Annotated in this window: 8 protein-coding genes and 3 rRNA genes; 10 read left to right on the forward strand and 1 reads right to left on the reverse strand. The window is 48.5% G+C overall.

The window, feature by feature from the left end; genetic code table 11:
• The first annotated feature begins 260 nt into the window (after window positions 1–260).
• The 4 genes from AC4E8D_RS00050 (at window position 261) to AC4E8D_RS00065 (ending at window position 5,895) form a co-directional block, all read left to right on the forward strand.
• Window positions 261–1,813: ribosomal RNA gene (locus AC4E8D_RS00050) — 16S ribosomal RNA — on the forward strand.
• A gap of 309 nt (window positions 1,814–2,122) precedes the next feature.
• Window positions 2,123–5,050, forward strand: a 23S ribosomal RNA gene (locus AC4E8D_RS00055).
• Between the two features lie 75 nt (window positions 5,051–5,125).
• A 5S ribosomal RNA gene (rrf, locus tag AC4E8D_RS00060) occupies window positions 5,126–5,242 on the forward strand.
• Together the 16S, 23S and 5S rRNA genes form the textbook arrangement of a ribosomal RNA operon.
• Window positions 5,243–5,454: 212 nt before the next feature.
• Complete coding sequence (locus AC4E8D_RS00065) at window positions 5,455–5,895, forward strand: hypothetical protein (RefSeq protein ID WP_221825878.1); 441 nt, start codon at window positions 5,455–5,457, stop codon at window positions 5,893–5,895.
• Window positions 5,896–6,440: 545 nt separating this feature from the next.
• On the opposite strand, the gene AC4E8D_RS00070 is transcribed toward AC4E8D_RS00065, so the two are convergent.
• Entirely contained in the window at window positions 6,441–6,965 is a 525-nt protein-coding gene (locus AC4E8D_RS00070; protein ID WP_076216777.1) for a hypothetical protein, read from the reverse strand.
• Window positions 6,966–7,458: 493 nt separating this feature from the next.
• Here AC4E8D_RS00070 and AC4E8D_RS00075 point away from each other — a divergent pair, with 493 nt between their 5' ends.
• From AC4E8D_RS00075 to darA, 6 genes are all read left to right on the forward strand, one after another.
• Window positions 7,459–7,644: a sigma factor G inhibitor Gin gene (locus AC4E8D_RS00075; RefSeq protein WP_017691396.1), complete on the forward strand. Its 186-nt coding sequence runs from the start codon at window positions 7,459–7,461 to the stop codon at window positions 7,642–7,644.
• A 258-nt stretch (window positions 7,645–7,902) separates the two neighbouring features.
• On the forward strand, window positions 7,903–9,729 hold the full coding sequence (locus AC4E8D_RS00080) for an aminotransferase class I/II-fold pyridoxal phosphate-dependent enzyme (RefSeq protein WP_490205706.1): 1,827 nt from the start codon (window positions 7,903–7,905) through the stop codon (window positions 9,727–9,729).
• A 44-nt stretch (window positions 9,730–9,773) separates the two neighbouring features.
• On the forward strand, window positions 9,774–10,316 hold the full coding sequence (locus tag AC4E8D_RS00085) for a CidA/LrgA family protein (RefSeq protein WP_339306344.1): 543 nt from the start codon (window positions 9,774–9,776) through the stop codon (window positions 10,314–10,316).
• The gene (locus AC4E8D_RS00090; RefSeq protein ID WP_221825863.1) at window positions 10,286–10,978 is read left to right on the forward strand and encodes an LrgB family protein; all 693 of its coding nucleotides are present in this window, start codon (window positions 10,286–10,288) and stop codon (window positions 10,976–10,978) included. Before AC4E8D_RS00085 ends, AC4E8D_RS00090 begins: the two co-directional genes overlap by 31 nt.
• 217 nt (window positions 10,979–11,195) lie before the next feature.
• Window positions 11,196–11,843 (forward strand): dTMP kinase, encoded by a 648-nt coding sequence (gene tmk, locus AC4E8D_RS00095; RefSeq protein ID WP_221825861.1) that lies wholly within the window; start codon window positions 11,196–11,198, stop codon window positions 11,841–11,843.
• 61 nt (window positions 11,844–11,904) lie between these two features.
• Window positions 11,905–12,234 (forward strand): cyclic di-AMP receptor DarA, encoded by a 330-nt coding sequence (gene darA, locus AC4E8D_RS00100; RefSeq protein WP_017691391.1) that lies wholly within the window; start codon window positions 11,905–11,907, stop codon window positions 12,232–12,234.
• Window positions 12,235–12,445: the final 211 nt, after the last annotated feature.

Genomic DNA, 12,445 nt, shown 5'->3' on the forward strand with positions numbered 1-12,445 from the left:
AAATAAGCTTCGAAAGAAACTTAAAAAAAGAGCTTGCAAAGTTGGTTCGGATGTGATAAGATATAAAAGTTGCTGAGGAGAACAACGCTCGGTAACAAAATAAGTTTGATCTTTGAAAACTGAACAACGAGTGAGTAAACATTCTGCTTGCAGAATGAACGCGAAAGTTAGAGACAAGCCTTGGCTTGGATCGACTGGAGCACAAATGAGATTTTTAATCTCGTCAGATTCAAAATGAGCTTATCGCTCTTTTCAATACTTTATTGGAGAGTTTGATCCTGGCTCAGGACGAACGCTGGCGGCATGCCTAATACATGCAAGTCGAGCGGAGTTGATAGGAAGCTTGCTTCCTTGATACTTAGCGGCGGACGGGTGAGTAACACGTAGGCAACCTGCCCTCAAGTTTGGGACAACTACCGGAAACGGTAGCTAATACCGAATAATTGTTTTCTTCGCCTGAAGGAAACTGGAAAGACGGAGCAATCTGTCACTTGGGGATGGGCCTGCGGCGCATTAGCTAGTTGGTGGGGTAACGGCTCACCAAGGCGACGATGCGTAGCCGACCTGAGAGGGTGATCGGCCACACTGGGACTGAGACACGGCCCAGACTCCTACGGGAGGCAGCAGTAGGGAATCTTCCGCAATGGGCGAAAGCCTGACGGAGCAATGCCGCGTGAGTGATGAAGGTTTTCGGATCGTAAAGCTCTGTTGCCAGGGAAGAACGCTTGGGAGAGTAACTGCTCTCAAGGTGACGGTACCTGAGAAGAAAGCCCCGGCTAACTACGTGCCAGCAGCCGCGGTAATACGTAGGGGGCAAGCGTTGTCCGGAATTATTGGGCGTAAAGCGCGCGCAGGCGGTCATTTAAGTCTGGTGTTTAATCCCGGGGCTCAACCCCGGATCGCACTGGAAACTGGGTGACTTGAGTGCAGAAGAGGAGAGTGGAATTCCACGTGTAGCGGTGAAATGCGTAGATATGTGGAGGAACACCAGTGGCGAAGGCGACTCTCTGGGCTGTAACTGACGCTGAGGCGCGAAAGCGTGGGGAGCAAACAGGATTAGATACCCTGGTAGTCCACGCCGTAAACGATGAGTGCTAGGTGTTAGGGGTTTCGATACCCTTGGTGCCGAAGTTAACACATTAAGCACTCCGCCTGGGGAGTACGGTCGCAAGACTGAAACTCAAAGGAATTGACGGGGACCCGCACAAGCAGTGGAGTATGTGGTTTAATTCGAAGCAACGCGAAGAACCTTACCAGGTCTTGACATCCCTCTGACCGGTACAGAGATGTACCTTTCCTTCGGGACAGAGGAGACAGGTGGTGCATGGTTGTCGTCAGCTCGTGTCGTGAGATGTTGGGTTAAGTCCCGCAACGAGCGCAACCCTTATATTTAGTTGCCAGCACTTCGGGTGGGCACTCTAGATAGACTGCCGGTGACAAACCGGAGGAAGGTGGGGATGACGTCAAATCATCATGCCCCTTATGACCTGGGCTACACACGTACTACAATGGCCGGTACAACGGGCTGCGAAATCGCGAGATGGAGCCAATCCCAACAAAGCCGGTCTCAGTTCGGATTGCAGGCTGCAACTCGCCTGCATGAAGTCGGAATTGCTAGTAATCGCGGATCAGCATGCCGCGGTGAATACGTTCCCGGGTCTTGTACACACCGCCCGTCACACCACGAGAGTTTATAACACCCGAAGTCGGTGGGGTAACCGCAAGGAGCCAGCCGCCGAAGGTGGGATAGATGATTGGGGTGAAGTCGTAACAAGGTAGCCGTATCGGAAGGTGCGGCTGGATCACCTCCTTTCTATGGAGAATCGTTTCCCGAGTGGAAACATTCAAATCGCAGACTAGATCTGCACAAACTACTCACTCGTTGTTCGGTTTTGAGAGCTCAAACTCTCAAAACAGCTTGCTTTTGCATGGAGCTTGTTCTTTGAAAACTAGATATCGAAACGAAACAAACGCGAATTAGAACATTCCTTTTTAGCTGAACTTGTGTTAAACAAGTTTAAATAAAAACGGTAGATTGCACGTACGATGGTATCGGGTGAGAGCGACTTTTGGCTTTGCGCAAGCAAAACAAGGGAAGCGAGCAGTCGAAACCGGAGCACGAGGTTAAGCTACTAAGAGCACACGGAGGATGCCTAGGCGCTAGGAGCCGATGAAGGACGTGGCGAACAACGAAACTGCCTCGGGGAGCTGTAAGCAAGCTTTGATCCGGGGGTGTCCGAATGGGGAAACCCAGCTGGGGTAATTTCCAGTTACTCATAACTGAATACATAGGTTATGCAGAGGCATACCAGGGGAACTGAAACATCTAAGTACCCTGAGGAAGAGAAAACAATAGTGATTCCGTCAGTAGCGGCGAGCGAACGCGGAGAAGCCCAAACCAGAGAGCTTGCTCTTTGGGGTTGTGGGACGTCTCACATGGAGTTACAAAGGAACCGGTTAAGCGAAGAGGTCTGGAAAGGCCCGCCAAAGAAGGTAAAAGCCCTGTAGTTGAAAGTCTGTTCCCTCCGAGACGGATCCCGAGTAGTGCGGGGCACGTGAAACCCCGTATGAATCCGGCAGGACCATCTGCCAAGGCTAAATACTTCCTAGCGACCGATAGTGAAGCAGTACCGTGAGGGAAAGGTGAAAAGCACCCCGGAAGGGGAGTGAAATAGAACCTGAAACCGTGTGCTTACAAAAAGTCAGAGCCCGTTTTAGGGGTGATGGCGTGCCTTTTGTAGAATGAACCGGCGAGTTACGTTCCCGTGCAAGGTTAAGGTGAAGAGCCGGAGCCGCAGCGAAAGCGAGTCTGAATAGGGCGACTTAGTACGTGGACGTAGACCCGAAACCGGGTGATCTACCCCTGTCCAGGGTGAAGGTGCGGTAACACGCACTGGAGGCCCGAACCCACGCATGTTGAAAAATGCGGGGATGAGGTGGGGGTAGCGGAGAAATTCCAATCGAACTCGGAGATAGCTGGTTCTCCCCGAAATAGCTTTAGGGCTAGCCTCGGAAAACAGAGTCGTGGAGGTAGAGCACTGATTGGGTGCGGGGCCCGCAAGGGTTACCAAGCTCAGTCAAACTCCGAATGCCATAGACTTACTTCCGGGAGTCAGACAGTGAGTGCTAAGATCCATTGTCAAAAGGGAAACAGCCCAGACCATCAGCTAAGGTCCCCAAGTGTGTGTTAAGTGGGAAAGGATGTGGAGTTGCACAGACAACCAGGATGTTGGCTTAGAAGCAGCCACCATTGAAAGAGTGCGTAATAGCTCACTGGTCGAGTGACTCTGCGCCGAAAATGTAACGGGGCTAAACACACCACCGAAGCTATGGCTTGATGCTTTGCATCAGGGGTAGGGGAGCGTTGTATAAGGGTTGAAGGTGTACCGTAAGGAGCGCTGGACATTATACAAGTGAGAATGCCGGTATGAGTAACGAAAAGATCAGTGAGAATCTGATCCGCCGAAAGCCTAAGGGTTCCTGAGGAAGGCTCGTCCGCTCAGGGTAAGTCGGGACCTAAGGCGAGGCCGAAAGGCGTAGTCGAAGGACAACAGGTCGAAATTCCTGTACCACCGTAAGCCGTTATGAGCAATGGGGGGACGCAGTAGGGTAGTGACGCGGACTGATGGATGTCCGTCTAAGCAGTGAGGCTGATGTGTAGGCAAATCCGCACATTGTAAGGCTGAGCTGTGATGGGGAGCGAAAATTATAGTAGCGAAGGTCATGATCTCACACTGCCAAGAAAAGCCTCTAGCCAGGTGATGGTGCCCGTACCGCAAACCGACACAGGTAGGCGAGAAGAGTATTCTAAGGCGCGCGGAAGAACTCTCGTTAAGGAACTCGGCAAAATGACCCCGTAACTTCGGGAGAAGGGGTGCCCCGGTAGTGTGAATAGCACGAGGGGGCCGCAGTGAAAAGGCCCAAGCGACTGTTTAGCAAAAACACAGGTCTGTGCGAAGCCGTAAGGCGAAGTATACGGGCTGACGCCTGCCCGGTGCTGGAAGGTTAAGGGGAGTGGTTAGGGAGTAATCCCGAAGCTGTGAACCGAAGCCCCAGTAAACGGCGGCCGTAACTATAACGGTCCTAAGGTAGCGAAATTCCTTGTCAGGTAAATTCTGACCCGCACGAATGGCGTAACGACTTGGGCGCTGTCTCAACGAGAGATCCGGTGAAATTTTAATACCTGTGAAGATGCAGGTTACCCGCGACAAGACGGAAAGACCCCATGGAGCTTTACTGCAGCTTGATATTGAATTTGGGTACGATCTGTACAGGATAGGTGGGAGCCTTTGAAGTGTGAGCGCCAGCTTGCATGGAGGCAACGTTGGGATACCACCCTGATCGTATCTAGGTTCTAACCTGGTACCGTAATCCGGTGCGGGGACAGTGTCAGGTGGGCAGTTTGACTGGGGCGGTCGCCTCCTAAAGAGTAACGGAGGCGCCCAAAGGTTCCCTCAGAATGGTTGGAAATCATTCGAAGAGTGCAAAGGCATAAGGGAGCTTGACTGCGAGACCTACAAGTCGAGCAGGGACGAAAGTCGGGCTTAGTGATCCGGTGGTACCGCATGGAAGGGCCATCGCTCAACGGATAAAAGCTACCCTGGGGATAACAGGCTTATCTCCCCCAAGAGTCCACATCGACGGGGAGGTTTGGCACCTCGATGTCGGCTCATCGCATCCTGGGGCTGAAGTAGGTCCCAAGGGTTGGGCTGTTCGCCCATTAAAGCGGTACGCGAGCTGGGTTCAGAACGTCGTGAGACAGTTCGGTCCCTATCTGTCGTGGGCGTAGGAAATTTGAGAGGAGCTGTCCTTAGTACGAGAGGACCGGGATGGACGTACCGCTGGTGTACCAGTTGTTCCGCCAGGAGCACCGCTGGGTAGCTATGTACGGACGGGATAAACGCTGAAAGCATCTAAGCGTGAAGCCCCCCTCAAGATGAGATTTCCCAGTATGTAAGACCCCTTGAAGACGACGAGGTAGATAGGCTGGGGGTGGAAGTGCAGCAATGCATGGAGCTGACCAGTACTAATCGGTCGAGGGCTTATCCAATAGCAAGTTGTAAATCGCATGTTTCGTTTCGAATCTAGTTTTCAGAGAACAACACTCTGAAATGTAAGCTACGCGTTTGGTGGCGATGGCGGAGGGGTTCCACACGTACCCATCCCGAACACGACCGTTAAGCCCTCTAGCGCCGATGGTACTTGGACCGCAGGGTCCTGGGAGAGTAGGACGCCGCCAAGCAAAGAACCACTGCCGATGTTATTCGGTGGTGGTTTTTATTTGTTTATAAGGATTAAATATGATAATCGGAAGCTCTGACATGATCGATACTGGAAGGTAACATTTTTGTTACGGATAACAGCGGCAAAACCAGTATAATAGGACTATGTTAAATATGCTAAAAGTACCTGACCACAGAGCTGGAATGTGCAGCTGTGAAAAGGAGGGTGTGTGTGTTAAGTTGGCGGAGACTTGGATTACAATCATTTCTGTTGCTTTGTTTGACCGTTGTTCTGGCAGGATGCGGTGAAGCTTCAGGATCTGTATGGACTTCATATGAAGGTGCGGTGAACGAGAAGAGTTTTCCGGTACCTAAAGTAGCGAATAAATCTGACCAGTCTGAAAATAATTCGGATATGGATTATGTTCGGTATACGCTGTCTGGTATTAGTGAAAGTACTAGCTTGCCTGAGGTATATCTAGACGAGATTAAAAGCTGGGGTTGGACAGAGAGGCAAGCCAAGGGTACATCCAATGAATCCAGTACCTTGCGTGTATTTGCAAAGGAAGGACATACTGTGCATTTAGCAGTACATGATGGTTCCTTTACACTAATGGTTCCTAGAAATGATGCTACTCAAGCGACAGTTAAATCATTGGCTGAAGACGATTGAGCTGTTGCGGGTAAGGTTGTATATGATTAATTAACGTTGTGATGTTCCTTATAATATAGTAAAGCTCCCGTGTACTTGATCGGGGGCTTTTTGTTATTTAGCGAAGTAGGCTTTAGTAATGATGGGAGAACCTATGACGTATGGTGGATCAGAGGTCATAAAGGTACAGAAGGAATGAAGTAATGAACGCTGATGGAAAGCAGCTAGAAGACAGATAGAGCTCAGAGTGAGCAACAGATCGGTCAAAGGTGTAAGATCTGCGAGATATCTGGAGTTATGAGGATATGGAACGCTGGAGGAAAAGAGGAGAAGAATGGAGCCGCGAGTGGGGATAACTCATTTTACTATACCCATACTGTGGATAAGGGATAAGAAGGGACGACAAATAAAGGTTATCCACAGTGGATAACCTTTATTTGAGCATATAAGGCTGAGTCAACTGAACGATACAAGATCATGTTTTTGCATCAGATTATCCGTTGGGCTCAGCGGTTATGTATTGCAGGTTAATGAAGTACATTTAGTATTGCATAAAAGAGGGGGTGTTATTGCAGATAGTATGAGACATCTTGTTCATTCAATTTGATGAGTCCATCTTTGCGCTCACGCGAGAGTACCATTACAACATACAAGCGAGGACCCAGCAACCACAAATGCCAGAAGATCAGCGAGAGGGTGAAGGACAATGGGGACCATATCAAACATACTGTAATGATACATAGTCCAATCCAGCTCATATTAAGGTGTACCCGGACAAACATACGGAAGCTAAAATGCTGATCAGGGATATAACCTAACCAGGGCATACGCAGATTCCAGCGCCAGCGCTTGGCGTAAGAGGTACGGACCAGCAGTAATATCGTTCTGGCGATGACATAATGAATCCAGATGGTGATTGGACCTGCCAGTACAAAAAAGAAGAGGCCAGTCCAGGAGAAGGCGAGTAGATTGAATAAGAGCATGATGACCGGCAGACACAGATAGCTGTAAATGACACTGCGGGCGATAGCCTTTTTTTTCAGAAGCCGGTATTGATAAAATGTTGCTTTATTCTCCGGTTCGGCGATCATACGATTATATATCCTCCTTCGGATTCACGTTTGTGTGGGTATTCGTTTTCTTACACGAGTAAAAGGAAATGAATCATGCATGTATGTATATATGAACCTTGTATCTCACGCCATGACAATTGTACAAGTTATTGAGATTCGACGGAACTTATCTCAGTATACTCCCGAATACACGGACTGTCAGGCTTTGATATCGTTATCATGTATTATATATCGGCTGAGATTCCAAGTTTTTTTAAGGAAATTGAATATAAGTTTGATTCAGACCAAGGGATACGTGATGTTGAGGTAAATGCAATGGAATATAGGATAACTGTATATACATAAGCAGGAGATATTCTTGTAGGGAGAATGAACGTATTTTTCGGTACAGACACCCAAGAGGTGGTGGGCGAATATATATATTTTATAGAAAGAAAGAACTATGAAAATGTTTAAAATAATAGAAACTGTGCAATACTGATAGTAAACGTAAAACAAGGTGGGATGGTTCATGGAAGAACATGCCGAACACACATGTATTATCTGCGAGCAAAGAAAAAGAGAAGGCATTTTTATTGTATCTGAATTCATATGTGACACTTGTGAAGCAGAAATGGTTCATACCGACGCGCAGGATGCCAAGTACAATTATTTTATTCATCAGATGAAACAGATTTGGGTACAAAAGAACGCATAATAAATGTTGCTAATAGAAGTAGAAGCGAAACATCACATTGTTAACGATGCTGATGTGTATAGAGGCCCGATGGGCCTTTTTCTGTTTGTATGAGGAGAGATTGTCTTGTATGCCATCTTGGGAAGGCGTATGCTGATATAATGGTATAGATCATTTGCAGTAGAGCGTGTGAAGATAGGGAAGAAGGGCGTTCCTTGGATTAGAAAGCATTTTGGAACGCATAGGACGCACATAATATATGTACAGGATGGTTATTTCATGGATCATAAAAATAAATCTAGTAGAGCCCCTTTATATGAAGCGTTGCTTGCGTATCGTGATTCGAAGCAGCGTTCTTTTCATGTGCCTGGGCATAAGAATGGACAAGCTTACCGACATTTGCTGGAACAAGCAGAAGCAGGGCAATTTCCCTCTAAATATATCGTCAATGAGGAACATCAACACAACGCAGAGATTCAGAGCAATGCAGGGGGGAACGTTAACCGAAGGATAGAACAATTCAGTTCGATGGATGAACATGGGACTGATCTGGAGAGCGGGAAACGTTTTGATGGCGAAGGGAATCTGTCGGAAATAGGATTGGTGCCGGATCGTTCATTTCTGGAGATGATGGAGATGGATGTTACGGAGATTACGGGCACCGACGATTTGCATCATCCAGAAGGTGTGATCAAGGAAGCACAGGAGCTTGCGGCAGATTGTTTTGGTGCTGAGGAGAGTTTCTTCCTTGTAGGAGGCAGTACGGCAGGTAACCTGTCTCTATTACTAACTGTGTGTGATGAGCCGAACAGTATTGTGCTGGTGCAACGGAATGTGCACAAATCCGTTATTCACGGGTTAATGCTGGCAGGCGCAAGAGCCGTATTTCTGGAGCCGTGGGTCGATCCAGCGTCTGGACTTGCAGTCATGCCGTCGGTGGAGACGGTGCAGGCTGCTGTCCAGGCCTATCCTGAGGCAAAGGGTGTGTTAGTCACTTTGCCCAATTATTACGGCATGGGCGCTGATCTGACGCCCATAGCCGAGGTATGCCACGCCGCTGGCATGCCATTGCTCGTGGATGAAGCGCATGGCGCACATTATGGGCAGCATCCGGAGCTGCCTGTCTCTGCACTGTCATGCGGAGCAGACGGTGTCGTGCAGTCGACGCATAAGATGCTGACGGCTTTCACCATGGGTGCCATGCTGCACATTCAGGGATCACGGTTAAACCGGTCCCTGTTAAGGCAGCGCCTGGCCATGGTGCAAAGCTCAAGCCCATCATACCCGGTGATGGCTTCGCTTGATCTGGCGCGCCGCCTGCTGCACGTGCAGGGCGCGAACACCCTCACGGCGGGACTCGCCGCTGTGAATGCCTTTAAGCGCGGCCTCGCGGAGCTGCCGCGCTTCCAGTTGCTGCAGCCTGCACAGCCGCTGCAGCCAGAACCGCCAGCCGGAACAGCGAAGCCGGCTGGCATGTCCGTGTCCGCTGCGCAGCAGACACGGGAGGACCTGACCGCGGCGGAGCTGCCAGCTGCCGCGGGGTATACCGCTCAGGACCCATTCAAGGCCGTCATCTATGACAGCACAGGGGTGCTGAGCGGTTATGGGCTACAGCAGCAGCTGGAAGCATGCGGCTGTGTGCCCGAGATGAGCGACGAACGGTACGTCGTCTTGCTCTTCAGCCTGGGCTCAACGGTGCAAGATGCTCAGCACCTGTTGCAGGCTTTACACCATATCAGCTCTGCCAATGGGCATGAGCAGGTTCAATCTAATGCAGAGTCATCGCAACAGCTTGCGAAAGACTCGGCCCATTATATTTCCACGTGGAACAATTTACAAGAAAACACTCACTACTCGGAACCAATCTCCTTTACACTGCAACCGATTGTGGAGACGGATACGATCAATGTCCTGATAGAAGAAAGCGCGGGTTGTCGATCAGCCGAGATGGTTATTCCATACCCTCCAGGGATTCCGCTTGTATATCCGGGTGAGCGTATTAGTCCATCGATGGTGGCACGTATACAACTCCTGCGGGATGAAGGAGCAAAGTTTCATGGAGTATCCGATGTATCTCTACAGTCATTGAAGGTCATGAAGGATTGAAGGACAGATAAAAACTGAATTGCATTCACCAATAGGTAGGCAATATGACCAATACGGATAGCGATACCGGACCCTACACATGTGAGGGTCTCTTGGTCATTAATTTACTTGCTAGTTCAACCACCTATAAAGATAGACATAAGAAAGAAGGGAACACTTTGGGTATTCCGCTAAAAAAATATACAGGAATAGTCCTGCAAGTTTTGTTGATGTACGGTTTTTACTGGATTGGAAACTTGATTCAAGCTGTATTACATCTGCCGTTAACAGGCAGTATTGTGGGCATGCTGGTATTGTTTATCACCATTCAACTGGGATGGATCAAAATGAGCTGGGGAGAAGAAGGGTCGACGTGGCTTCAATCTCATCTGCAATTGTTGTTCATCCCGCCAACTGTGGGCATTATTAATCATTTTGATTTTTTTCGAGCTAACACATTATTATTGGTTCTGGGGTTGATCGTTAGCACATTAATCACATGTCTGATATCTGCCAAATTAAGTGAGTGGCTTATGACATGGAGATCGTCTCATTCAGGCAAAAAGGAGGCGATTACTTGTCAACATTCATCCTCGGAATTGGAATGATCGCGCTAACCATCGCTGTATATATTCCAGCCACTCGTCTATATAAAAGGTTAAAATGGCCGATACTGATGCCTGTACTCACAACGACTGCCATACTGATCCTGATTTTGGTGATCTCCAATATAAAGCTGGATACATACATGCTGGGTGGCAAATGGATACAGGAGCTCTTGGGTCCAGCAGTTGTATCTCTCGCTTTTCCCTTGTCCAGACATCTGAATGTGCTGAAGCAAAATGTCATTCCCATTGTGGGTGGAACAATCGGAGGCAGTATTACAGGTGTTTCCACAGGTGCTTTAATCGCCATTCTGCTTGGCTATCCTCAAGAGATGGTCATCGCTTTATTGCCAAAATCAGTGACAACTCCTGTCGCTATTCAACTCGCTAATCAGGTTGGAGGGAATGCCTCATTTACATCGCTGTTTGTGATGATTGCAGGATTCTCAGGGATATTATTGGGGCCGATGCTCTTGAAATGGGCCAAAGTCCGCAGTAAACATGCCTATGGAATTGGACTGGGTTCAGCATCTCATGCCCTCGGCATGGCAAGGTCTTTTGAATATGGAGAGAATGCGGTAGCCCTCAGTTCAGTTTCCATGATTGTCAGTGCCATTGCCGGATCAATTATGCTTCCATTATGGGTGTGGATTATCTACGGTTGAACGCTTTACTTTGTTGTTCATGTTGGAGTAACTGCTGACCTATAGTATGATAGAAAGAAACAAGCTTGTATGATCTTGGTGTTATTAATACGTACCGATATAGCTGTAGCTATACACCTCTGGGCAGGGGATATCATATCTTGTAGCAAGAGGGTCTAAGCATATTTCATTACAGCAGCAATAGATGCAATTATCGACATAGAAAGCAGGGAAGCATATGCAGGGCAGAGGTAAATTCATTACGCTGGAAGGGGGAGAGGGTTCCGGTAAAACAACGATGATCGGTAGAATAGGTTCTTATTTTGAAGAACGGGGTATACCTTACGTAGTTACGCGAGAGCCTGGCGGAATTGAGATTGCGGAGAAAATACGTTCAATTATACTGGACCCTCTTCATACGGCAATGGATGCTCGAACCGAAGCGCTATTGTATGCAGCTGCACGCAGCCAGCATCTGGCGGAGAAAGTAGAGCCTGCGCTGAGAGCTGGAAAAGCAGTCATCTGTGACCGATTTGTCGATAGCAGTCTGGTCTATCAAGGCTACGCCCGTGGACTCGGGATAGAGAATGTATGGGCCATTAATCGCTTTGCGATTGGTGATCTCATGCCGGATGTGACCTTATATTTGGACATTGAGCCTGAAGTGGGGCTTGGCCGGATCGATGCTCATGATGGCAGGGAAGTGAACCGTCTGGATCTGGAAAATCTGGAGTTTCATCGTAAAGTCCGAGAGGGTTACTTCCTATTAAAAGAGCAGTTCCCAGAACGGATCAGGGTTATCGATGCTTCCATGAAGCAGGAGGATGTCTTGGCAGCAATGATTTTGTCGCTGGAAACAGGAATTTTGAAGGATTTTGACGAGTAATTGTCTAATATGTAGACAGGGCATTTGATAAAGGTGCTTATTCTAAAGGAGGTTATGCAGGATGAAACTGATTGTTGCGATTATACAGGATAAAGACAGCAACCGATTATCCAGCGCATTGGTCAAAGCAAACTTTCGGGCAACGAAGCTTGCCAGTACGGGTGGATTTTTGAAGGCAGGCAACACGACGTTTATGATCGGTGTCGATGATGGTCAAGTCGAATCCGTAATGAACGTCATTCGCAGCAGCTGTAAGGTTCGTGAACAGCTCGTGACTCCGGTCACACCGATGAGTGGAACAACCGACTCTTACCTGCCGCTACCTGTTGAAGTTCAAGTAGGCGGAGCTACTGTATTTGTTCTCCCGGTAGATCGCTTCGAACATTTCTAATTCAAACTATTGCATGGATCCCATGAGGGTCCTTCATGATCGATAGCATGTAGGAAACGATGGATGCAAGAAGAATTAACAGAGTTCGTGCGTGCCACTTACGGAACGCCTTTCTTGATGAGAAGAATCAGCATACTCTTTCCGGATGAGCATTTCCCAGCTGGGGAATGGCTCATTTCGGGAAGAGGTTGAATACAAAGAACAAGTCCTT

The organism is Paenibacillus sp. SRL342 (assembly GCF_984798905.1).

Excerpts from the sequence above, each read along its gene's own strand:
- AC4E8D_RS00070 (WP_076216777.1), bottom strand. The coding sequence starts at position 6,965 with ATGATCGCCGAACCGGAGAATAAAGCAACATTTTATCAATACCGGCTT.
- AC4E8D_RS00075 (WP_017691396.1), top strand. The coding sequence starts at position 7,459 with ATGGAAGAACATGCCGAACACACATGTATTATCTGCGAGCAAAGAAAA.
- AC4E8D_RS00080 (WP_490205706.1), top strand. The coding sequence starts at position 7,903 with ATGGATCATAAAAATAAATCTAGTAGAGCCCCTTTATATGAAGCGTTG.
- AC4E8D_RS00085 (WP_339306344.1), top strand. The coding sequence starts at position 9,774 with ATGACCAATACGGATAGCGATACCGGACCCTACACATGTGAGGGTCTC.
- tmk (WP_221825861.1), top strand. The coding sequence starts at position 11,196 with ATGCAGGGCAGAGGTAAATTCATTACGCTGGAAGGGGGAGAGGGTTCC.
- darA (WP_017691391.1), top strand. The coding sequence starts at position 11,905 with ATGAAACTGATTGTTGCGATTATACAGGATAAAGACAGCAACCGATTA.